This is a genomic window from Pseudomonas sp. LBUM1651 (genome assembly GCF_059716135.1).
In genome coordinates this window covers 3,932,850-3,955,697 of sequence record NZ_CP166805.1, presented here as the reverse complement: position 1 = coordinate 3,955,697, position 22,848 = coordinate 3,932,850, and the positions used below count along the sequence as shown (strand labels likewise).

Here is a 22,848-nt window from a genome sequence, read left to right as displayed (position 1 = left end):
ACGTGCTTTCGATCTACAACACGCTCACCAAGAGCAAAGAAGTTTTCAAGCCGCTGGATGGCAACAATGTGCGTATGTACGTCTGCGGGATGACCGTGTACGACTACTGCCATATTGGCCACGGCCGCAGCATGGTCGCGTTTGACCTGGTGACCCGCTGGTTGCGGTTCAGCGGTTATAACCTGACGTATGTGCGCAACATCACCGACATTGAAGACAAGATCATCAATCGGGCCAAGGAGAACGGCGAGCCGTTCGATGTGCTGACCGAGCGCATGATCACCGCGATGCACGAGGACGAGGCGCGCCTCAACATCCTCAAGCCGGACATGGAGCCGCGGGCCACTGATCACATCGCCGGTATGCAGACCATGATCCAGACCCTGATCGACAAGGGTTACGCTTACGCCCCGGGCAATGGTGACGTGTACTACCGCGTGGCCAAGTTCATGGGCTACGGCAAGCTGTCGCGCAAAAAGATCGAAGACCTGCGCATCGGCGCGCGGATCGAAGTCGATGAATCCAAGCAGGACCCGCTGGACTTCGTGCTGTGGAAAGGCGCCAAGCCGGGTGAACCGAGCTGGGCTTCGCCGTGGGGCGACGGTCGTCCGGGCTGGCACATCGAATGCTCGGTGATGTCGACCTGCTGCCTCGGCGAGACCTTCGACATTCATGGCGGCGGCAGTGACCTCGAGTTCCCGCACCACGAAAACGAAATCGCCCAGAGCGAAGCGGCCACCGGCAAGACCTACGCCAACGCGTGGATGCATTGCGGCATGATTCGCATCAATGGCGAGAAGATGTCCAAGTCCTTGAACAACTTCTTCACCATTCGCGACGTGCTGGAAAAGTACCACCCGGAAGTCGTGCGTTACCTGCTGGTGTCGAGCCACTACCGCAGCGCGATCAACTACTCGGAAGACAATCTCAAGGACGCCAAAGGCGCACTCGAGCGTTTCTACCATGCGTTGAAAGGCCTGCCGAGCGTGGCGCCGGCTGGCGGCGAAGCCTTTGTCGAGCGTTTCACCCAGGTGATGAACGACGACTTCGGCACGCCGGAAGCGTGTGCGGTGCTGTTCGAGATGGTTCGCGAGATCAACCGCCTGCGCGAGAGCGATCTTGATGCGGCGGCGGGTTTGGCGGCGCGCTTGAAGGAACTGGCCAGTGTGCTGGGGGTGTTGCAGCTTGAGGCGGATGACTTCCTGCAGGCCGGCGCTGAAGGGCGGGTTGATGCGGCTGAGGTTGATGCGCTGATTGCGGCGCGTCTGGCGGCTCGTGCGGCTAAAGACTGGGCTGAATCCGACCGTATTCGCGACCAGCTCACCGCCATGGGCGTGGTGCTGGAAGATGGCAAGGGCGGCACGACCTGGCGTCTGGCTGACTGATTGCTGTGATTGCTACAAAACAAAACCCGCCTTGTGCGGGTTTTTGTTTATGGGTTGGGCGTAAGTGAGGCGGAGTCTGGGCTGACGTCTTCGCGGGCAAGCCTCGCTCCTACAGGGGCGAGTCGTTCGCAATATTCGCGTACGACGCGGTCCTGTAGGAGCGAGGCTTGCCCGCGAATGGTCTTGAGCCGAACACCACCAGCACGGCTCACTCGTTACTCGGTCTGGCGCAACCGCTTGTAAAGGGTATTGCGGCTGACCCCAAGGCGCCGGGCCAGATGCGAGATATTCCCCCCAGCCGCCTGCAACTGCCGATTCAAATCCTCGGCATCGTTCAAATCCACCGCCAGGGTTTCCGGTGATTCCACCGACTCCATCTCCAGATCGACAAAAAAATCATCCGGCAAATGCTCCGGCCGCACCGGTTGTTCCTCGGCCATCGCCAGCGCCACCTGCATGACGCTACTGACCTGCCTCAGATTCCCCGGCCATGGATGACGGCTGAACAACTCCATCACCTCACCGCTCAACCCGGCCCACTGTGACGGTTCACGGTGCTGCTCCCACAAGCGCTTGAACAGCGCCTGCTTGTCGCTGCGTTCCCTGAGCGGCGGCAACTCCAGGGTCAAACCGCCAATGCGGTAATACAGGTCTTCACGAAACCGTCCCAACTGCACTTGCTCACGTAGCGAGCGGTTGGTCGCCGAAATGATGCGGATGTCCACCGGGTACAACTCGCTGCTGCCCACCGGTTGAACGCAACGTTCCTGCAAAACCCTCAATAACCGCGCCTGAGTCGGCAGTGGCATGTCGCCAATTTCATCCAGGAATAGCGTGCCTTTGTCCGCCTTGCGGATCAGCCCGATGCTGCCTTTCTGATTCGCGCCGGTGAACGCACCTTTCTCGTAGCCAAACAGCTCGGATTCCACCAGTTCGGCGGGGATCGCTGCACAGTTGACGGCAATGAACGGCTGTTTGCTGCGAGAGCTGGCCTGATGCAGGGCTTTGACGAAGACTTCCTTGCCGACTCCGGTTTCGCCATGAATCAACAGCGGAATGTCTTTCTCCAGCAGGCGCTCGGCCTGGCGTACTGCTTTTTCCACGCGGCTGTCACCGAAGTGAAGCGTATTGAGGCTGATCACGGCGGGCGCGGTTACGGCAGGTTCGGCGCTCTTTGTTTCAGAGAATAGCCGCGCCTGAATCGGTGCCTGTTTCGGACGTTTCAACAGACACTGGAAGCGGTTACGCCCGGAGGCCTGGAGAGAGAAGGGCAGACCATCCGGCTGATTCAGCAGCTCCAGCAGCGACACCTTGAACAGGCTTTCGATACTGACCCGCGACAGACTGATGCCAAGCAGATTGTCCGCCCGGCGGTTGGCGGACAGCACTTGGCCGCTCTCATCGAAAATCAGCAACCCTGCCCATTGGCTGTCGAGGTTGTTCAACCCGGTGTTGAACGTCAGTTGAAAATGTTGACCATGGAACAGGTTGAGGATCAGCCGGTTTTCCACGGTCTGGCTCATCATCTTGACCATGCCGAGGGTATGGGACGGCGGCAGGTAGCTGTCGCTGGACACGTCCAGTACCGCGATCACCTTGCGTTCGGCATCGAAAATCGGTGCGGCGGAGCCGGTCATGAAGCGGTTTGCCTTGAGGAAGTGTTCATCGTGCTCGATGTGTACCGCTTGCTCGCAGGCCAGTGCGGTGCCGATCGCATTGGTGCCGCTGCAGCGTTCCATCCAGCTTGCGCCGGCGCTGAAACCGCGGGTCAGGCTCGGCTCGATGAAGCGCTGGGTGCCCCAGGAGGTCAGGACCTGGCCCTGGTTATCGGCGAGCATGATCAGGCAATTGGAATTGCTCAGGATGTTTTCGTAGTACGGCAGGACTTCCTGATGGGTGGTCTGCACCAGCGAATGCTGGCTTTCCAGCAATTGCGCAATGCCCTCGGCCGGAAGCTGATCGAAGGCGGGGGTGCTTTGGTGATCGAGACCGAACGCGCGGCAACGGGACCAGGAGTCCTGGATGATGGCGTCGTGGGACAAAACGGGGGCAGGTGCGGCCATTACAGTCAGCCTCTGAATAACGCTTTTATTGTTGTTATAGGTATTCCCTTGTGGGAGCGAGCCTGCTCGCGATAGCGGTGGGTCAGTCATTGTGGATGTCGACTGACCCACCGCTATCGCGAGCAGGCTCGCTCCCACAGGTTTTGCAATTCTGTCCTTGCACCTGAAGCGTACTGTAGGAGCCAGGCTTGCTGGCGATGGCGATGGCGATGGCGATTTCGATGACGCCATCGCCAGCAAGCCGGCTCCTACAAGGACAGTGAACAGTCCGTAGAGTGTTGTTCACTATTGTTCATTGTCAACCGTTGAACTGTTCAATTGTTCAGTCGCGGTTGTTCATTTCTGTTCAGCAACGAACCCGGTTTTTCCTCTTGCTGAAGGATTTCCAAGCCACATCAACAACTTGCAATTTCTGGCACGAAAGTCGCTCTGTAGCTCCGGTCGCTTGACTCCAATAATAAAAAGGCCGAGCCATGTCACTCACTCTGGAGCACGTCAGCCGCACCGTCGAGGGCCAGACCTGGATCGACGATGCGTGCCTTAGTTTTGAACCCGGTTCCTTCAACGTTTTGCTCGGCCGCACGCTGTCCGGCAAAACCAGCCTCATGCGCCTGATGGCCGGTCTGGACAAGCCCGACAGCGGGCGCATCCTGATGAACGGCGTCGACGTCACCCAACGCCCGGTGCGGTTGCGCAACGTGTCGATGGTCTATCAGCAGTTCATCAATTACCCGACCATGACGGTGTTCGAGAACATCGCCTCGCCGTTGCGCCAGGGCGGCGTTTCCAATGAGCTGATCCAGAGCAAAGTGCTGGAAACCGCGAAGATGCTGCGCATCGAGAAGTTTCTCCAGCGCTTTCCGCTGGAGCTCTCCGGCGGCCAGCAACAGCGCACGGCCATGGCCCGCGCATTGGTCAAGGACGCCGAGCTGATCCTGTTCGACGAACCGCTGGTCAACCTCGACTACAAACTTCGCGAAGAACTGCGTCAGGAAATGCGCGAGCTGTTCAAGGCGCGGCACACCATCGCCATCTACGCCACCACCGAGCCCAACGAAGCGCTGGCGCTGGGCGGCACCACGACCATTCTTCACGAAGGCCGGGTGATCCAGAGCGGAAAGTCCTCCGAGGTCTATCACCAGCCGCAATCCGTGCTGGCGGCGGAGTTGTTCTCCGAACCGCCGATCAACCTGATGCCGGGGCGCATCGCCGGCAACGAAGTCAGCTTCGCCAACTTCGTGCACTTCCCGCTGAACGTGGATTTGCGCCCGGTGGGCGAGGGCGAATTCCGTTTCGGCGTGCGCCCCAGCCATATCTCGCTGGTGCCGAGCAATGACGATGACCTCGAACTGGCGGTGACCGTCGAGGTCGCCGAGATCAGCGGTTCGGAAACCTTCCTGCACGTGCGCAACGAGCATTTCCTGCTGGTGCTGCATTTGCCCGGGGTCCACGAGTACGACGTGGATGCGCCGATTCGCATCTACATTCCGACCCATAAACTGTTTGTGTTCGATGCGCAGGGACGACTGGTCCAGGCGCCCGGCCGCCGTATCGCGAGGGTTGCCTGATGGCCGAAATCCGTTTGCAGAACCTCGCCCACAGTTACACCCGCACGCCGAGCGGTCCCGAGGATTACGCGATCCGCGAGATGGACCATGTCTGGGAGCAAGGTGGTGCCTACGCCTTGCTCGGGCCTTCGGGCTGCGGCAAGTCGACCTTGCTCAACATCATTTCCGGGTTGCTCAGTCCGTCCCAGGGCAATGTCCTGTTCGACGGTAAAGCGGTCAACGACCTGACCCCGGAGAAGCGCAACATTGCCCAGGTTTTCCAGTTTCCGGTGGTCTACGACACCATGACGGTGTTCGACAACCTGGCCTTCCCACTGCGCAATCAGGGCATGGCCGAAGCGAAAATTCACAGCAAGGTGCAGGAAATTGCCGAAGTACTCGACCTCCAGGCACTGCTGAGCAAAAAGGCGCGCAACCTCACCGCCGACGAAAAGCAGAAAGTCTCCATGGGCCGCGGATTGGTGCGCGATGACGTGTCGGCGATCCTGTTCGATGAACCGCTGACCGTGATCGACCCGCACCTGAAGTGGAAGCTGCGGCGCAAGCTCAAGCAGATCCACGAGCAGTTCAACATCACCATGGTCTACGTTACCCACGATCAACTGGAGGCCTCGACCTTCGCCGACAAGATTGCGGTGATGTACGGCGGGCAGATCGTGCAATTCGGTACGCCGCGAGAATTGTTCGAGCGGCCGAGCCACACGTTTGTCGGCTACTTCATCGGCAGTCCGGGGATGAACCTGATCGAGGTGCAGCCGCAACCGGGTGGCGTCGGATTTGCTTCGACGCACTTGCCGTTGTCCGAGGCGCAGCAGCAACGCATCGCTGAGTCCGAGTGGAAAACCCTGAAGGTCGGCATCCGTCCGGAGTTCGTGCATGTGTGGGACGAGCCGTTTGATGACGCGATGCAGGCACAGGTCATACACGTCGAAGACCTCGGCACCTACAAGATCATGACCCTCAACCTCGATGGCGCGCCGTTGAAAGTGCGCCTGGCCGAGGACAAGCCGGTGCCGGAAGGCACGGCGTACATCAGCTTCCCGGCGCAGTGGTTGATGGTTTATGCCGACGAATACCTGCTGGAGGTGCAGCCATGAACAAGGTGCAGAACAACAAGGCCTGGTGGCTGGTCCTGCCGGTGTTTTTGCTGGTGGCGTTCAGTGCGGTGATCCCTATGATGACCGTGGTCAATTATTCGGTGCAGGACATCTTCGACCAGTCCAGCCGCTACTTCGTCGGCGCCGACTGGTACAAACAGGTGCTGCTCGACCCACGGCTGCACGATTCGCTGCTCCGTCAGTTCATCTATTCCGGCTGTGTGCTGCTGATCGAAATCCCGCTGGGAATCGCCATCGCCCTGACCATGCCGACCAAGGGGCGCTGGTCGTCGCTGGTGCTGATCATTCTGGCGATTCCGCTGCTGATTCCGTGGAACGTGGTCGGGACGATCTGGCAGATTTTCGGCCGGGCCGACATTGGCTTGCTCGGTTCGAGCCTCAATGCGATGGGGATCAGCTACAACTATGCGGCCAATACCATGGACGCCTGGGTCACGGTGCTGGTGATGGACGTCTGGCACTGGACGTCGTTGGTGGCGTTGTTGTGTTTCTCAGGTCTGCGGGCGATTCCGGATGTGTATTACCAGGCAGCGCGGATTGATCGGGCATCCGCCTGGGCGGTTTTCCGACACATCCAGTTGCCCAAGCTCAAGAGCGTGCTGTTGATCGCGGTGATGCTGCGGTTCATGGACAGTTTCATGATCTACACCGAGCCGTTCGTGCTCACGGGCGGCGGGCCGGGGAATGCCACGACCTTCCTCAGCCAGACCCTGACGCAGATGGCCATCGGGCAGTTCGACCTCGGCCCGGCGGCGGCTTTCTCGCTGGTGTACTTCCTGATCATCCTGTTGGTGTCCTGGCTGTTCTACACCGCCATGACTCACTCTGACGCCAACCGCTGAGGCCCATCATGAGCAAGAGAAAGCTGATTCCATTGCTGATCTACATCCTGTTCCTGCTGGTGCCGATCTACTGGCTGCTGAACATGTCCTTCAAGAGCAACACCGAAATCCTCAGCGGCCTGACGCTGTTTCCGCAGGATTTCACCTTCGCCAACTACAAGGTGATCTTCACCGATCCGGCCTGGTACACCGGTTACCTCAACTCGCTGTATTACGTGAGCCTGAACACGGTGATCTCCCTGAGCGTGGCGTTGCCGGCAGCGTATGCGTTCTCGCGCTATCGCTTCCTGGGCGACAAGCACCTGTTCTTCTGGCTGCTGACCAACCGCATGGCGCCGCCGGCGGTGTTTCTGTTGCCGTTCTTCCAGCTTTATTCCTCGATCGGTCTGTTCGACACGCACATCGCGGTGGCACTGGCGCATTGCCTGTTCAACGTGCCGTTGGCGGTGTGGATTCTCGAGGGTTTCATGTCCGGCGTTCCGAAAGAAATCGACGAAACCGCCTACATTGATGGCTACAGTTTTCCCAAGTTCTTCGTGAAGATTTTCGTGCCGCTGATTGGTTCGGGGATCGGTGTGACGGCGTTTTTCTGCTTCATGTTTTCCTGGGTCGAGCTGCTGCTGGCGCGGACGCTGACGTCGGTGAATGCCAAACCGATTGCAGCGGTGATGACCCGCACTGTCTCGGCGTCCGGCATCGACTGGGGTGTGCTGGCGGCGGCAGGGGTGTTGACCATCCTGCCGGGCATGCTGGTGATCTGGTTTGTCCGTAACCACGTGGCCAAGGGCTTTGCCCTGGGCCGGGTATGAGGAACTGATGATGGAATGGATGAGCTGGACCGCCCCGACGGCAACGTTTTTCTGTGTCATTGCCTTGATCCTGGTCGGCATGACGACCTGGGAATTGCGTTCGCCGAGCATTCTTCGGCGTGGTTTTTTGCCGATTGCCACCACCCGTGGCGATCGGCTGTTTATCGGTCTTCTCGGCAGCGCCTACCTGCATTTGCTGGTAATCGGCGTCACCGACTGGAGCATCTGGGTAGCGTCCGCGTTGTCCCTGGTGTGGCTGTTGGCTGTGATGCGTTGGGGCTAGTCGAATCGCTCGGCAATGTTGCTCCGAAACCCAATAAGGAGGTCTCTATGTTCGACAAAAACAATAAGCTGCGACATAGCATTTCATTGGCAGCCATGCTGGCACTCAGCGGTTTGAGCGCTTCGGCCTGGGCCGATGCCTATGAAGACGCCGCGAAGAAATGGATCGGCAGTGAGTTCAAGCCGTCCACGCTGACGGCCGAACAACAACTCGAAGAACTGAAGTGGTTCATCAAGGCGGCCGAGCCGTTTCGCGGGATGAGCATCAAGGTGGTATCGGAAACCATCGCCACCCACGAATATGAATCCAAAACGCTGGCCAAGGCCTTCACCGAAATCACCGGGATCAAGCTGACCCACGACTTGCTGCAGGAAGGCGATGTGGTGGAAAAGCTGCAGACCCAGATGCAATCGGACAAAAACATCTATGACGGCTGGGTCAACGACTCGGACCTGATCGGAACGCACTTTCGCTACGGCAAGACCGAGTCGATCACCGACCTGATGGCCAACGAAGGCAAGAATTTCACCTCGCCGACCCTGGACATCAAGGACTTCATCGGTATCTCCTTCACCACCGCACCGGACGGCAAGATCTATCAGTTGCCCGACCAGCAGTTCGCCAACCTGTACTGGTTCCGCGCCGACTGGTTCGAACGCGCGGACCTGAAAGCCAAGTTCAAGGAAAAATACGGTTACGAGTTGGGCGTACCGGTGAACTGGTCGGCCTATGAAGACATCGCCAAATTCTTCAGCGAAGACGTCAAGGAGATCGACGGCAAGCGCGTTTACGGGCACATGGACTACGGCAAGAAAGACCCGTCCCTGGGCTGGCGCTTCACCGACGCCTGGTTCTCCATGGCCGGCGCCGGCGACAAAGGCATCCCCAACGGTTTGCCGGTGGACGAGTGGGGCATCCGCGTCGAGGACTGCCATCCGGTCGGCTCCAGCGTAACCCGCGGCGGCGACACCAACGGCCCGGCGGCAGTGTTTGCCACCACCAAATACGTCGACTGGCTGAAGAAGTACGCGCCACCGGAAGCGGCGGGCATGACCTTCTCCGAATCCGGTCCGGTGCCGTCCCAGGGCAACATCGCCCAGCAGATCTTCTGGTACACCGCGTTTACCGCCGACATGACCAAACCGGGCCTGGCGGTGATGAACGCCGATGGCACGCCGAAATGGCGCATGGCGCCATCACCACGCGGACCGTACTGGGAAGAGGGCATGAAGCTGGGGTATCAGGACGTGGGTTCCTGGACGTTCATGAAGTCCACTCCTGAGAAACAGAAACTCGCCGCCTGGCTCTATGCGCAGTTCGTGACGTCGAAAACCGTTTCGCTGAAGAAAACCATTGTCGGCCTGACCCCGATCCGCGAGTCGGACATCAACTCGCAAGCGATGACCGACCTGGCACCGAAACTCGGTGGCCTGGTGGAGTTCTATCGCAGCCCGGCCCGTGTGCAATGGACCCCGACCGGGACCAACGTGCCGGACTATCCGCGTCTGGCGCAACTGTGGTGGAGCCACATCGCCGAAGCCGCCAGCGGCGAGAAAACCCCGCAACAGGCACTTGATGGACTGGCCAAGGATCAGGACGCGATCATGACCCGTCTGGAACGCTCGAAGGCACAAGCCACCTGCGCACCGAAGATGAACCCCGAGCGCGATGCGCAATACTGGTTCGATCAGCCGGGTGCACCGAAACCGAAACTGGCGAACGAGAAGCCTAAGGGTGAAACCGTGAACTATGCCGAACTGCTGAAATCGTGGGAGGCGGCGCGCAAATAAAACGCTGAAGTTGTGAAATGCGAACGGCACCGGAAGGTGCCGTTTTTATTTGTGCCTGTACAAATGCCATCGCGGATAGCGAAGGGTGCAAGACCCTCTGAGTTCAGGTCAGGGCTGCGAGATGTTCGATCGTCTGCGGAAAGCGCTCGACCAAGCGGATAAGGGTCGTGGCCTGGGCATTGGGCGTTGCCCGTCCCTGTTCCCAGTTTTCCAGGGTTCGGGTATTGGTGCGCAGATACATCGCAAACACCGACCGGGAGAGGTTGAGCTGTTGGCGGATGGCGAGCACTTCCTCGGCAGTGATGGGCATCAGTTCTGGCAGCTGAACCTTGTGGGTTCGCAGCGTGATCTTGCCTTGGCGCTCATCGGCCAGGGCTTCGAGGCCATCCATCAGTTCGGCAAAAATGTCACGTTTCATAGTGGGATCTCGTTTTGATTTCTCTATCCAGCGTTTGTCTGAAAAGCTTTTTCTGGGAGGGTGACAGGTCGTCTTGCTCGTCTTTGCCATACACGGTGAACAGCCAGAATTGATTGAAGCCTGACCACCAGTAATAAATCACCCGTAAGCCACTGCGCTTGCCTTTACTTCGTCGTTGATCGCAGAAGCGAATTTTGCGCAGCCCACCGGTGCCCTCAATGAGATCGCCCGCTTCGGGGTTCTTCAGCAACTCCAGCTGAAAGCTGCGAAACAGATCGTCATCCAGGTAATCGTCTCGATGTTTCTGAAACATACGTAACTCGACAAATAGAGCATCCATGTTCTGTACGCTACCTACGTATAGTTTTGTCCCGATAATCGAAATGGTCAAGGCATTCAAGCCAAGCTTTTCGTTCCCGTTTTCAACGGTAGACGCCGGCCGTAAAAACACCTGTAGGACGAGGCGACCAATTTAGCGAGAGGTTTCGGGGATTGCAGAAGGAGGGCAGGGCAGCGGTAACAAATCCTACAAACGCAAAAACGGCACCCGAAGGTGCCGTTTCTGTTTTCTACCGAGTATCGCTAAGCGATCAACCCGCCAGCCCCGACTGCTGAACCAGTGCCAGCAACGGCTGAGGATACAGCCCGAGGAAGAACGCCAGTACGGCGATGGCCAGCAGCATCACGCCGCCTGCGCGTTGTTCCCAGTGCAGTTGTGCATCGTGGCGACGCAGGTTGGGCTCGATCAGGTACAGGGTGACCATGACGCGCAGGTAGTAGAAGACGCCGATGGCGCTGCCCAGTACCAGGGAACCGACCAGCCACCATTGGTGCGACTCGACACCGGTGGCGATGATGTAGAACTTGCCGATGAAGCCCGCGGTCAGCGGGATACCGGCCAGGGACAGCATCATCACGGTCAGGACGGCGGTCAGGTACGGACGGCGCCAGAACAGGCCGCGGTATTCGTACAGCGCATCGGCGTCACGGCCGTTGTACGGCGAGGACATCAGGGTGATCACGCCGAACGCGCCGAGGCTGGTGATCACGTAGGTGACCAGGTACACGCCGATGGCTTCCACGGCCAGACCCTTGCTCGCCACCAGGGCGATCAGCAGGTAACCGAAGTGAGCGATGGACGAGTAACCCAGCAGACGCTTGAGGTTGCTCTGGGTCAGTGCCAGCAGGTTACCGAACAGGATCGAGGCGATAGCGATGATGGTCAGCACGTCGCTGAGTACACCGCTGCTCGCCGCTGGCGAGATCTGGAACAGACGCACCATCACCGCGAACACAGCGACTTTGGAAGCGGTCGCCAGGAACGCCGCCACCGGTGCCGGAGCACCTTCGTAGACGTCCGGGGTCCAGAGGTGGAACGGTACCAGCGACAGTTTGAACGCCAGGCCGATCAGCATCATGCCCAGGCCCAATTGTGCCAGCGAGCTTGGCAGGCCGGTGGCCGCGAGGGCTTGGCCGATACCGACGAAGCTCAGGCTGCCGGAGTCGGCGTAGAGCAGGGCCATACCGAACAACAGGAACGCGGAACCGGCGGCCGACAGCACCATGTACTTGATACCGGCTTCCAGCGAACGCTTGTTGAAGAAGGCGTACGCCACCAGACCATAGACCGGCACCGACAGCAGTTCCAGACCGATGAACAACCCGGCCAGGTGCTGCGCGCTGACCAGAACCAGGCCACCGGCGGCGGCCATCAGGATCAGCAGGTACAGTTCTTCACGGTTGCCTGGGTAACCCGAACCGCCATCGCCGAGGTAGGCGTGGGCGAGGGTCACGCAGGCGAGGGTGGCGACCAGGATCAGCGCCATGTACAGACACGCAAAGCTATCGATCTGCAGCAGAGGGGTCACAGCTAATGGTGCGACCTTCAAGGCTGGCAGGATCGACAGCAACGCCAGGTTCAGGCCCGCCACGGAAATCAGGAAGGTCTGTGAGTGGTTGCGACGCCAGGCGATCGCCAGCATCACCACGATGATCGTGGCGCTGGTGATCAACAACGGCGCTAGCGCGATAAAGTGTTGAGTCGTGAATTCCATAGCGCTCTTACCGGGCCGAAGCGAGTTGAGTGAAGGCGGTGCCGAGCCATTGCTGCACGCCATGCATCGTCGCGGCAGAGGTATCGAGGAACGGTTGCGGGTACACGCCGATGTAGATCAGCAGCGCCGCAAGCCCGACCACCATGATCAGTTCGCGACCGTCCATGCCATGCAGTACCGCGTCCGACTTGGCCGGACCGAAATACGCACGGTGGATCATGATCAGCGAGTAGACCGAACCGAACACCAGGCCCGACGTCGCGATGATGGTGACCCAAGGCGCAGCGGGGAAGGTGCCGATCAGGATCAGGAACTCACCGACGAAGTTACCGGTACCCGGCAAGCCCAGGGACGCCGCTGCAAAGAACAGGCTGAGCGCCGGCAGGTAAGCGATCTTCGACCACAGGCCACCCATTTCACGCATGTCGCGGGTGTGGGTGCGCTCGTACAACTGACCGCTGAGGATAAAGAGTGCCGCGGCCGACAGACCGTGCGCCAGCATCTGCATCACCGCGCCCTGCAGCGCCAGTTGGCTGCCGGAGTAGATGCCGATCAGGACGAAGCCCATGTGGGAAACGGACGAGAAGGCGATCAGACGCTTGATGTCGGTTTGTGCGAAAGCCAGGAACGCGCCGTAGAAGATCCCGATCAGACCGAGGGTCATGGCGATCGGCGCAAACTCGGCCGAGGCATTCGGGAACAGCGGCAGGGCAAAACGCAGCAGACCGTAGGCAGCGGTTTTCAACAAGATACCGGCCAGGTCGACCGAACCCGCGGTTGGCGCCTGGGCGTGAGCGTCAGGCAACCAGGAGTGGAACGGCACCACAGGCAGCTTCACCGCGAAGGCGATGAAGAAGCCGAGCATCAGGATGTACTCGGTGGTCAGCGACATTTTGGTTTTCAACAGGTCGGCGTAGTTGAAGGTAATCACGCCGGTGTCGTTGAAGTTGACCAGTACCAGACCGAGGATCGCCACCAGCATGATCAGGCCGGAAGCCTGAGTGAAGATGAAGAACTTGGTCGCCGCGTAGATCCGGGTTTTCTTGCCGTCCGAAGAACTGTGACCCCAGAGCGCGATGAGGAAGTACATCGGCACCAGCATCATTTCCCAGAAGAAGAAGAACATGAACAGGTCGAGGGCGAGGAACACGCCGACGACACCGCCCAGGATCCACATCAGGTTCAGGTGGAAGAAGCCAACGTGACGTTGAATCTCTTTCCACGAGCAGAGGACCGAGAGTACGCCCAGCAGACCGGTCAGCATGATCATCAGCAGCGACAGGCCGTCGAGGGCCAGGTGCACGCTGATGCCGAAGCGCTCGATCCAGATGTGCTTGAACTCAAGCGCCCAGGTCGGGTCGGCGCCAGGCGCCGGGGCAAATGAATAGTCACCGTTGGCCCACAGCCAGAGGCCGAGGGAGAGCAACAGGGACATGGTGATCAGCGCAATCCAGCGGGGGAGGGTGGCGCCGAAGCGCTCACCCATCCAGCACAGCAGGCCGCCGATGAAGGGGATCAGGATTAGCCAAGGCAGAATCATGACGGGCTCAATTCCTTTCGCAAGTTCGCAAGGTTCATATTCAGACCGCTACCAGCACGATGGCGCCGATGACCAGCACGGAGCCGGCTGCCATCGATGCCGCGTACCAACGCAGTTGACCGGTTTCGGTACGGCTCAGGGCGGTGTGACCGCCTTTGGCCATACGCGGGATCAGGCCGATGGTCTGGTCCAGCGGGTCTTTGCGCAGTACGTGGCTGATCGCCAGGTATGGCTTGACGAACAGTTTGTCGTAGATCCAGTCGAAGCCCCAGGCAGCGAACCACCAGGCCGAAAGGAAGCGGCCGATGCCGCTGTTGGCGATTGCAGTGACGAAACGACGCTTGCCGAGGAACAGCAGCGCGGCCAGCAGGATACCGGCCAGGGCAATGGCGCCCGAAGCGATTTCCAGACTGTGCTTGGCTTCGCCGCCGGCGTGGCCGACGCTTTGTGGCAGCACACCGTGCAGCGGCGGAACGATCATCGCGCCAATGGCGGTGGACAATACGATCAGCACCGACAGTGGCAGCCAGTGAGCAATGCCGTGGCCGGCGTGCGCTTCGGTCTTCGCTTCACCGTGGAACGCGATGAAGATCAGGCGGAAGGTGTACAGCGAGGTCATGAACGCACCGACCAGACCTGCGTACAGCAGACCGTGGTTGCCGCTGGCAAACGCTTCCCAGAGGATTTCGTCCTTGGAGTAGAAGCCTGCGGTCACCAGTGGCAGGGCCGCCAGGGCCGCGCCGCCGACGATGAAGCTGGCGTAGGCCAGTGGCAGTTTCTTCCACAGGCCGCCCATCTTGAAGATGTTCTGCTCGTGGTGGCAGGCAACGATCACCGCACCGGACGCAAGGAACAGCAGCGCCTTGAAGAACGCGTGGGTCATCAGGTGGAAGATCGCGCCATCCCAGGCACCCACGCCCAGCGCCAGGAACATGTAGCCGATCTGGCTCATGGTCGAGTAGGCGAGGATACGTTTGATGTCGGTCTGGACCAGTGCGGCAAAACCGGCGAGAACCAGGGTCACGCCGCCGACGATGCCGACGAGGTGCAGGATCTCCGGCGCCAGGGTGAACAGACCGTGGGTACGGGCGATCAGGTAGACACCGGCGGTCACCATGGTCGCGGCGTGGATCAGTGCCGAAACCGGGGTAGGACCGGCCATCGCATCCGCCAGCCAGGTTTGCAGCGGCAGTTGCGCCGATTTACCGACAGCGCCGCCCAGCAGCATCAGGGTGGCCATGACCATCCAGAAGTCGCCCGCCTGGAATTTCTGCGGTGCCAGCACCAGCAGTTCCTGGACGTTCAGCGTGCCCAGTTGTGCGAACAGGATGAACAGGCCGATGGCCATGAACACGTCGCCAATGCGGGTCACGATAAAGGCTTTCAGTGCTGCGTTACCGTTGTTGCGGTTGCTGTAGTAGAAACCGATCAACAAGTACGAGCACAGGCCCACGCCTTCCCAGCCGAAGTACAGGAACAACAGGTTATCGCCAAGCACCAGGAACAGCATGCTGGCGATAAACAGGTTGGTGTAGGCGAAGAAGCGCGAGTAACCGGCTTCACCGCGCATGTACCAGGACGCGAACAGGTGGATCAGGAAGCCGACGCCGACCACCACACCGAGCATGGTCAGGGACAGACCATCCAGGTATAGCGCGAAGTTCGGCGTGAAGCCTTCCACCGCCATCCACTGCCACAACACCTGGGTGTAGTGACCGCCTTCAGGTGGCGCGACGTTGAATTGCCAGATCACGTAGGCCGTAACGATGGCAGACAAGCCGATGGAACCGACGCCAATCAGCGCCGACAGGTTTTCCGAGAGGCGTCCACGGGAGAACGACAGCAGCAGGAAACCTATGAGAGGGAATACGAAAGTCAGATAGAGAAGATTCATCCGCGCATCTCGCTGGCAGCGTCGATATCGAGAGTGTGGAAGCGGCGATACAGCTGCAACAGAATCGCCAGGCCAATACTGGCCTCGGCGGCTGCCAGGCTGATCACCAGGATGAACATGATCTGTCCATCCGGCTGCGCCCAGCGGCTACCGGCAACGATGAACGCCAAAGCGGAGGCATTCATCATGACCTCCAGGCTCATCAGCACGAAGAGAATGTTGCGGCGGACCATCAGGCCGACCAGACCGAGGCAGAACAGGATGCCGGCGACCGCCAGACCATGCTCCAGAGGGATAGCAGGCATCGTCATTGCTCCTTGGCTTCGTTGCGGCCCAAGTGGAACGCCGTGACGGCTGCGGCGAGCAGCAGCATCGAGGCGAGTTCGACCACCAGCAGATAAGGACCGAACAGGCTGATGCCCACGGCCTTGGCGTCTACGGTGGTGTGACCGACGGCCTGGCCGCTCTGATGGGCGAACAGCACGTACAGCAGTTCAACCAGCAGCAGGCCACCGAGAATCACCGGGCCGAGCCAGATGCCGGGCTTGAGCCAGACGCGCTCTTGCTGAACCGAGGCCGGGCCCAGGTTCAGCATCATCACCACGAACACGAACAGCACCATGATGGCGCCAGCGTAGGCGATCACTTCCAGAACACCGGCAAACGGTGCGCCGAGGGCGAAGAACGTCATGGCCACGGCGATCAGCGAAATGATCAGGTAGAGCAGGGCGTGCACAGGGTTGGTGTGGGTGATCACGCGAAGCGTGGACACCACAGCGATACCCGATGCGAAATAGAAAGCGAATTCCATCTTTCTTCCTTAAGGCAGCAAGCTCTTCACGTTGATCGGTTCGGCTTCATTCTGCGCGGCGCCTTTCGGCTTCCCGGCAATCGCCATACCTGCAACACGATAGAAGTTGTAATCAGGGTTTTTGCCGGGGCCGGAGATCAGCAGATCTTCTTTCTCGTAAACCAGGTCCTGACGTTTGAACTCGGCCATCTCGAAATCCGGTGTCAGCTGGATCGCGGTGGTCGGGCAGGCTTCCTCGCAGAGGCCGCAGAAAATGCAGCGCGAGAAGTTGATGCGGAAGAAGTCCGGGTACCAGCGACCGTCTTCGGTTTCAGCTTTCTGCAGCGAGATGCACCCGACCGGGCACGCCACGGCGCACAGGTTGCAGGCTACACAACGCTCTTCACCATCAGGGTCGCGGGTCAGGACGATACGGCCACGGTAGCGCGGCGGCAGGTACACGGCTTCTTCCGGGTACTGCAGCGTGTCGCGCTTGCGGAAGGCGTGGCCGAAAATCATCACCAGGCTGCGAAGCTGGGTGAAGAAGCCATGCACGATGTCAAATATGTACTTCATGATTCTCTATCCTCACTGAGCCGCGACGGCGGGCGTGTTGAGCAACACGATCGCAGCGGTCACCAGCATGTTGACGAGGGTCAGCGGCAGGCAGAACTTCCAGCTGAAATCCATCACTTGGTCATACCGTGGGCGCGGAATCGAGGCGCGCAGCAGGATGAAGATCATGATGAAGAACGCGGTTTTCAGCGCGAACCAGATGAACGGGATCTGCGGCAGAATGCCGAACGGACCGTGCCAGCCACCGAAGAACAAGGTCACCAGCAGCGCCGAAATCAGCACGATACCGATGTACTCGCCGACGAAGAACATGCCCCATTTCATGCCGGCGTATTCAATGTGGTAACCGTCGGCCAGTTCCTGCTCCGCTTCCGGCTGGTCGAACGGGTGACGGTGAGTCACGGCGACGCCGGCGATGAAGAAGGTCAGGAAACCGAAGATCTGCGGAATGATGAACCACAGGTTTTGGGCTTGATAATCAACGATGTCGCGCATGTTGAACGAGCCGACCTGGATCACGATGCCCATCAGCGACAGGCCCATGAACACTTCGTACGACACGGTTTGCGCCGAGGCCCGCAAGCTGCCCAGCAGGGCGAACTTGTTGTTACTCGACCAGCCAGCGAACAACACCGCGTAGACCGACAGGCCGGCCATGGCGAAGAAGAACAGAATGCCGATGTTCAGGTCCGCCACGCCCCAGGTCGGGGTGATCGGGATGATCGCGAAGGCAATCAGCAGGGCGCTCATGGCCACGACCGGTGCCAGGGTGAAGATCATCTTGTCGGCGAACGGTGGCGTCCAGTCTTCCTTGAAGAACATCTTGATCATGTCGGCCGCAATCTGGAACGCGCCGAACGGGCCGACGCGGTTCGGACCGTAACGGTCCTGCCAGAGGGCGAGCAAACGACGCTCGACCCAGCTCAGCAGCGCGCCGCACACCACAACGGCGAGCAGAATCACGATGGCCTGGATGACCGAGATGATCACACCGATCACTTCAGGAGTGAACCAAGTCATAGCGCTGCCTCCTGCAGACCGTCAACGGATTTGCCAAAGATCGCTGGCGGAATGCCCGCGATACCGGCCGGCAATGCAACCAGACCGGCGCCCAGCTCTTCGTTGATGCGCAGTGGCAGACGCAAGGTCTGGCCAGCGACGTTCAAGCTCAGCAGGGCGCCGTCATTGACACCCAGACGATCGGCTTCGGACTTGGCCAATGCCACGTAAGCAGCCGGAATGCGTTCCTGAACCGGTGCGGCTTTCGAAGAGTTCTCTTCACTGCCGAGCAGATGGAAGAACGGCACAACCTGCCAGGTGCCCGGCGCCGGGTTGAATGCGCGCGGAACAGCGGCGAACCAGTTCAGCGAGTCACCGCTGCTTTCGATCAGGCGGGTGCCCGGGTCGCCTGCGCGGATGTGACCACCGACTTCGTCCTGGAACTTGTTCCAGGCTTGCGGCGAGTTCCAGCCCGGAGACCAGGCGAATGGCACTTGCTGACGCGGTTCGACCGAGCCCGAGTAACCTTCCATCGAGAAGTTGAACGCGGTGTCGTTGTCTTGCGGGGTACGCGGTTCGTGCACGCTGATATCGGCGCGCATGGCGGTACGACCGGAATAACGCAGCGGTTCGCGGGCCAGTTTCATGCCTTTGATGCGGAACGCGGCGGACGGTGCGGCATCGACAATGCGCGCCAGTTGCGGTGTGCTCGAAGCAACGGCAGCAGTGACATGGTCCAGTTGGGTCCAGTCGATCGGCTGGTTCAGCAAGGTTGAGCGCAGGGCATGCAGCCAGCGCCAGCCTTCGTGAACCAGGATGCTCGCGTCCATGTACTTCGGATCAAAGACCTGGAAGAAGCGCTGGGCGCGACCTTCCTGGCTGACCAGCGTACCGTCGCCTTCAGCGAAGCTGGCGGCTGGCAGAACCAGGTGCGCGCGATCGCTGGTGGCGGTTTTCTGATGGTCCGCCACGATCACCACTTTCGCGGCGGTCAGGGCAGCATCGACCTTGGCTTTGTCGGTGCGGGTGTACAGATCGTTTTCCAGCACGACGATGGCGTCGGCCTTGCCATCGATCACCGCTTGCAGGGCTGCATCGACCGATTCGCCACCGAGCATGGCCAGGCCGAGGCTGTTGGCCTCTGGCACGATCAGGCTGATGGAACCGTTCTTCTCGCGCAGCTTCAGGGCTTTGGCGATGTTTGCAGCGGCTTCGATCAGCGCCTTGGAACCCAACGAGGTGCCGGCGATGATCAGTGGACGCTTGGCGGCGAGCAGGGCATTGGCGATGCGCTGAGCCAGTTCAACGGCTTCAGCGTCCAGGCCTTCAACGGCAGGTGCGCTGGCGTCGAGGGCATGAGCCACGGCGAAACCGATGCGGGCCAGGTCGTCTGGCGCGGCGTGAACACATTCTTCGGCGATGTCGTCGAGCTTGGTTTCAGCCAGGCTGGCGATGAACAGCGGGTTCAGTTCGTGCTGACCGATGTTCTTCACCGCAGCGTCGAGCCAAGGCTGAACGCGCATGGCGTCGGCCATGTCTTCGGCCTTGCCCTTGACCGATTGACGCAGGGACAGCGCCATACGGGCAGCGGTCTGGGTCAGGTCTTCACCGAGGACGAAGATCGCGTCGTGGTCTTCGATGTCGCGCATGTTCGGGATCGGCAGCGGGCTGTCTTTCAGCACCTGCATGACCAGACGAATGCGCTCCAGCTCGGCAGCTTCGATACCGGAGTAGAAGTGCTCAGCGCCGACCAGCTCGCGCAACGCGTAGTTGCTTTCGAGGCTGGCACGCGGCGAACCGATACCGACGATGTTGCGACCACGCAGCAGGTCAGCGGCTTTATCCAGCGCTTCGTCGAGGCTCAGCTTGGTGCCGTTGGCCAGCAAAGGCTGACGCGGGCGGTCTTCGCGGTTGACGTAGCCATAGCCGAAACGGCCACGGTCGCACAGGAAGTACTGGTTGACCGAACCGTTGAAGCGGTTTTCGATACGACGCAGTTCACCGTAACGCTCGCCCGGGGAGATGTTGCAACCGCTGGAGCAGCCATGGCAGATGCTCGGCGAGAACTGCATGTCCCACTTGCGGTTGTAGCGCTCGGAGTGAGTCTTGTCGGTGAACACACCGGTCGGGCAGACCTCGGTGAGGTTGCCGGAGAACTCGCTTTCCAGGGTGCCGTCTTCAACGCGACCGAAGTACACGTTGTCGTGGGCGCCGAACACACCGAGGTCGGTGCCGCCGGCGTAGTCCTTATAGAAGCGCACGCAGCGGTAGCAAGCGATGCAGCGGTTCATTTCGTGGGAAATGAACGGGCCCAGTTGCTGGTTCTGGTGAGTGCGCTTGGTGAAGCGATAACGGCGCTCGTTGTGGCCGGTCATCACCGTCATGTCTTGCAGGTGACAGTGACCGCCTTCTTCACAGACCGGGCAGTCGTGAGGGTGGTTGGTCATCAGCCATTCAACGACGCTGGCGCGGAAGACTTTCGCTTCTTCGTCGTCGATGGAGATCCAGCTTCCGTCGGTCGCTGGTGTCATGCACGACATGACGATCCGACCACGCTTGTCGTTTTCGTCGGTGTACTGCTTGACCGCGCACTGGCGGCAAGCGCCAACGCTGCCAAGGGCGGGGTGCCAGCAGAAATAAGGGATATCGAGGCCTAGCGACAGACATGCCTGTAACAGGTTGTCTGCCCCATCGACTTCGAGCTCTTTGCCGTCTACGTGGATAGTGGCCATGGTTCAAAGTTCTTCGTTGGCCCGGTGTCAGCGGGCGTGGCTAATGGAATCTTGTTATTCGTCCGAATCCAAACAGCCCATATAAAGGCGTCATCGAACGAAAGGCGAAGGGCACGGACCCTTCGCCTTTTAAAGCGTTAAGCGCCGACTACGATCGGCCTGGCCAGAGGCGGGACGACGGCGCTGGTAGGCGCGATGCCGGCTTCGAACTCATGGCGGAAGTATTTGATTGCGCTGCCCAACGGCTCCACGGCGCCCGGTGCGTGAGCACAGAAGGTCTTGCCTGGGCCGAGGAAACCGACCAGACCCAGCAGGGTCTCGATGTCGCCGGCTTGCCCTTCACCGTTCTCGATCGCGCGCAGCAGCTTGACGCTCCACGGCAAACCGTCACGGCACGGGGTGCAGAAACCGCACGACTCACGGGAGAAGAACTCTTCCATGTTGCGCAGCAGGGACACCATGTTGACGCTGTCGTCCACCGCCATGGCCAGGCCGGTACCCATACGGGTGCCCACCTTGGCGATGCCGCCGGCGTACATTTGCGCGTCGAGGTGTTCCGGCAACAGGAAACCGGTACCGGCGCCGCCTGGCTGCCAGCACTTGAGCTTGTAACCGTCGCGCATGCCGCCGGCGTAGTCTTCGAACAACTCGCGACCGGTGACGCCGAATGGCAATTCCCACAGGCCCGGGTTCTTGACCTTGCCGGAGAAGCCCATGAGCTTGGTGCCCATGTCTTCGCTGCCTTCGCGCGCCAACGATTTGTACCAGTCCACGCCGTCGGCGATGATCGCCGGCACGTTGCACAGGGTTTCAACGTTGTTCACGCAGGTCGGCTTGCCCCACACGCCAACGGCGGCAGGGAAGGGCGGCTTGGAGCGCGGGTTGGCGCGGCGGCCTTCGAGGGAGTTGATCAGTGCGGTTTCTTCACCGCAAATGTAACGCCCGGCACCGGTGTGGACGAACAGCTCGAAATCGAAGCCGCTGCCCAGGATGTTCTTGCCCAGCAGGCCGGCTGCCTTGGCTTCTTCCACGGCACGGTTGAGGTGCTTGGCGGCGGTGGTGTATTCGCCACGCAGGAAGATGTAGCCACGGTAGGTTTTCAGCGCGCGAGCACTGATCAGCATGCCTTCGATCAGCAGATGGGGCAGTTGCTCCATCAGCATGCGGTCTTTCCAGGTGTTCGGCTCCATTTCATCCGCGTTGCACAGCAGGTAGCGGATGTTGATGGATTCGTCTTTCGGCATCAGGCCCCACTTCACGCCCGTGGGGAAGCCTGCACCGCCGCGACCCTTGAGGCCGGCGTCTTTCACGGTCTGGACGATGTCGTCCTGAGCCATGTCGGCAAAGGCCTTGCGCGCAGCCGCGTAACCGTTCTTGGCCTGGTACTCGTCGAGCCATACGGCTTCGCCGTCGTCACGCAGGCGCCAGGTCAACGGGTGAGTCTCGGCCGAACGCTTGATGCGGTTGGCAGGACCGAAGGAAGTCAGGGTCATACGTAGCCCTCGAGCAATTTGGCAACGCCGGCAGGCTGCACATCACCGAAAGTGTCGTCGTCGATCATCAACGCCGGCGCCTTGTCACAGTTGCCGAGGCAGCAGACCGGCAGCAGGGTGAAACGACCGTCGGTGGTGGTCTGACCCAAGCCGATGCCCAGATTGCTCTGGATTTCACTGACCACCGATTCATGGCCGCCGATGTAGCAGACCATGCTGTCGCAGACGCGAATGATGTGGCGGCCGACTGGCTGACGGAAGATCTGGCTGTAGAACGTTGCCACGCCTTCAACGTCGCTCGCCGGGATGCCGAGGATCTCGCCGATGGCGTAGAGCGCGCCGTCAGGCACCCAGCCACGTTCCTTCTGGACGATCTTCAGGGCTTCGATCGACGCCGCGCGCGGGTCTTCGTAGTGATGCAGCTCGTGCTCGATGGCCGAGCGCTCGGTTTCACTCAAGGTGAAACGGTCTGTCTGGATAAGCGTGCTGTTCAT

At 60.1% G+C, this 22,848-nt stretch carries 20 protein-coding genes; 7 read left to right on the top strand and 13 right to left on the bottom strand.

Annotation, left to right across the window (positions count from 1 at the left end):
* Nucleotides 1–2 precede the first annotated feature (2 nt).
* Nucleotides 3–1,385, top strand: coding sequence for a cysteine--tRNA ligase (gene cysS / locus ACA066_RS18410; protein WP_497696077.1), 1,383 nt, complete (start codon nucleotides 3–5; stop codon nucleotides 1,383–1,385).
* 215 nt (nucleotides 1,386–1,600) lie between these two features.
* On the opposite strand, the gene ACA066_RS18405 is transcribed toward cysS, so the two are convergent.
* On the bottom strand, nucleotides 1,601–3,448 hold the full coding sequence (locus ACA066_RS18405; RefSeq protein ID WP_497696076.1) for a sigma-54-dependent Fis family transcriptional regulator: 1,848 nt from the start codon (nucleotides 3,446–3,448) through the stop codon (nucleotides 1,601–1,603).
* A gap of 473 nt (nucleotides 3,449–3,921) precedes the next feature.
* Here ACA066_RS18405 and ACA066_RS18400 point away from each other — a divergent pair, with 473 nt between their 5' ends.
* From ACA066_RS18400 to ACA066_RS18375, 6 genes are read left to right on the top strand one after another with little or no spacing between them, the layout of a single operon-like run.
* Nucleotides 3,922–5,016: an ABC transporter ATP-binding protein gene (locus ACA066_RS18400; protein WP_497696075.1), complete on the top strand. Its 1,095-nt coding sequence runs from the start codon at nucleotides 3,922–3,924 to the stop codon at nucleotides 5,014–5,016.
* Nucleotides 5,016–6,113, top strand: a complete 1,098-nt coding sequence (locus ACA066_RS18395; RefSeq protein ID WP_497696074.1) for an ABC transporter ATP-binding protein — start codon at nucleotides 5,016–5,018, stop codon at nucleotides 6,111–6,113. The genes ACA066_RS18400 and ACA066_RS18395 overlap by 1 nt, the downstream gene beginning before the upstream one ends.
* Nucleotides 6,110–6,976, top strand: coding sequence for a carbohydrate ABC transporter permease (locus ACA066_RS18390; RefSeq protein WP_033057091.1), 867 nt, complete (start codon nucleotides 6,110–6,112; stop codon nucleotides 6,974–6,976). The genes ACA066_RS18395 and ACA066_RS18390 overlap by 4 nt, the downstream gene beginning before the upstream one ends.
* A gap of 8 nt (nucleotides 6,977–6,984) precedes the next feature.
* On the top strand, nucleotides 6,985–7,785 hold the full coding sequence (locus ACA066_RS18385) for a carbohydrate ABC transporter permease (protein ID WP_017339615.1): 801 nt from the start codon (nucleotides 6,985–6,987) through the stop codon (nucleotides 7,783–7,785).
* 10 nt (nucleotides 7,786–7,795) lie between these two features.
* Nucleotides 7,796–8,068: a DUF2160 domain-containing protein gene (locus ACA066_RS18380; protein ID WP_497699914.1), complete on the top strand. Its 273-nt coding sequence runs from the start codon at nucleotides 7,796–7,798 to the stop codon at nucleotides 8,066–8,068.
* Nucleotides 8,069–8,115: 47 nt separating this feature from the next.
* On the top strand, nucleotides 8,116–9,858 hold the full coding sequence (locus tag ACA066_RS18375; protein WP_084321334.1) for an ABC transporter substrate-binding protein: 1,743 nt from the start codon (nucleotides 8,116–8,118) through the stop codon (nucleotides 9,856–9,858).
* Between the two features lie 103 nt (nucleotides 9,859–9,961).
* Here ACA066_RS18375 and ACA066_RS18370 read toward each other — a convergent pair whose 3' ends face one another.
* The 12 genes from ACA066_RS18370 to nuoE all read right to left on the bottom strand — a co-directional run bounded on the left by ACA066_RS18370 (nucleotide 9,962) and on the right by nuoE (nucleotide 22,848).
* A complete protein-coding gene (locus tag ACA066_RS18370; RefSeq protein WP_497696073.1) occupies nucleotides 9,962–10,276 on the bottom strand; it encodes a helix-turn-helix domain-containing protein in 315 nt (104 codons plus the stop codon).
* Nucleotides 10,266–10,616, bottom strand: coding sequence for a toxin (locus ACA066_RS18365; RefSeq protein WP_497699913.1), 351 nt, complete (start codon nucleotides 10,614–10,616; stop codon nucleotides 10,266–10,268). The genes ACA066_RS18370 and ACA066_RS18365 overlap by 11 nt, the downstream gene beginning before the upstream one ends.
* Before the next feature lie 250 nt (nucleotides 10,617–10,866).
* Nucleotides 10,867–12,330, bottom strand: a complete 1,464-nt coding sequence (gene nuoN, locus ACA066_RS18360) for an NADH-quinone oxidoreductase subunit NuoN (protein ID WP_497696072.1) — start codon at nucleotides 12,328–12,330, stop codon at nucleotides 10,867–10,869.
* Nucleotides 12,331–12,337: 7 nt separating this feature from the next.
* The gene (gene nuoM / locus ACA066_RS18355) at nucleotides 12,338–13,870 is read right to left on the bottom strand and encodes an NADH-quinone oxidoreductase subunit M (RefSeq protein ID WP_497696071.1); all 1,533 of its coding nucleotides are present in this window, start codon (nucleotides 13,868–13,870) and stop codon (nucleotides 12,338–12,340) included.
* Between the two features lie 40 nt (nucleotides 13,871–13,910).
* Entirely contained in the window at nucleotides 13,911–15,764 is a 1,854-nt protein-coding gene (gene nuoL / locus ACA066_RS18350; RefSeq protein ID WP_497696070.1) for an NADH-quinone oxidoreductase subunit L, read from the bottom strand.
* The gene (gene nuoK / locus ACA066_RS18345; protein ID WP_007940879.1) at nucleotides 15,761–16,069 is read right to left on the bottom strand and encodes an NADH-quinone oxidoreductase subunit NuoK; all 309 of its coding nucleotides are present in this window, start codon (nucleotides 16,067–16,069) and stop codon (nucleotides 15,761–15,763) included. The genes nuoL and nuoK overlap by 4 nt, the downstream gene beginning before the upstream one ends.
* Before the next feature lie 2 nt (nucleotides 16,070–16,071).
* On the bottom strand, nucleotides 16,072–16,575 hold the full coding sequence (gene nuoJ / locus ACA066_RS18340) for an NADH-quinone oxidoreductase subunit J (RefSeq protein ID WP_497696069.1): 504 nt from the start codon (nucleotides 16,573–16,575) through the stop codon (nucleotides 16,072–16,074).
* A 9-nt stretch (nucleotides 16,576–16,584) separates the two neighbouring features.
* Complete coding sequence (nuoI, locus tag ACA066_RS18335; protein WP_177331423.1) at nucleotides 16,585–17,130, bottom strand: NADH-quinone oxidoreductase subunit NuoI; 546 nt, start codon at nucleotides 17,128–17,130, stop codon at nucleotides 16,585–16,587.
* 12 nt (nucleotides 17,131–17,142) lie between these two features.
* Nucleotides 17,143–18,150: an NADH-quinone oxidoreductase subunit NuoH gene (gene nuoH / locus ACA066_RS18330; protein WP_017339606.1), complete on the bottom strand. Its 1,008-nt coding sequence runs from the start codon at nucleotides 18,148–18,150 to the stop codon at nucleotides 17,143–17,145.
* Entirely contained in the window at nucleotides 18,147–20,861 is a 2,715-nt protein-coding gene (nuoG, locus tag ACA066_RS18325) for an NADH-quinone oxidoreductase subunit NuoG (protein ID WP_497696068.1), read from the bottom strand. The genes nuoH and nuoG overlap by 4 nt, the downstream gene beginning before the upstream one ends.
* 137 nt (nucleotides 20,862–20,998) lie before the next feature.
* Entirely contained in the window at nucleotides 20,999–22,354 is a 1,356-nt protein-coding gene (gene nuoF, locus ACA066_RS18320) for an NADH-quinone oxidoreductase subunit NuoF (protein WP_017339604.1), read from the bottom strand.
* Nucleotides 22,351–22,848, bottom strand: a complete 498-nt coding sequence (gene nuoE, locus ACA066_RS18315; protein WP_497696067.1) for an NADH-quinone oxidoreductase subunit NuoE — start codon at nucleotides 22,846–22,848, stop codon at nucleotides 22,351–22,353. The genes nuoF and nuoE overlap by 4 nt, the downstream gene beginning before the upstream one ends.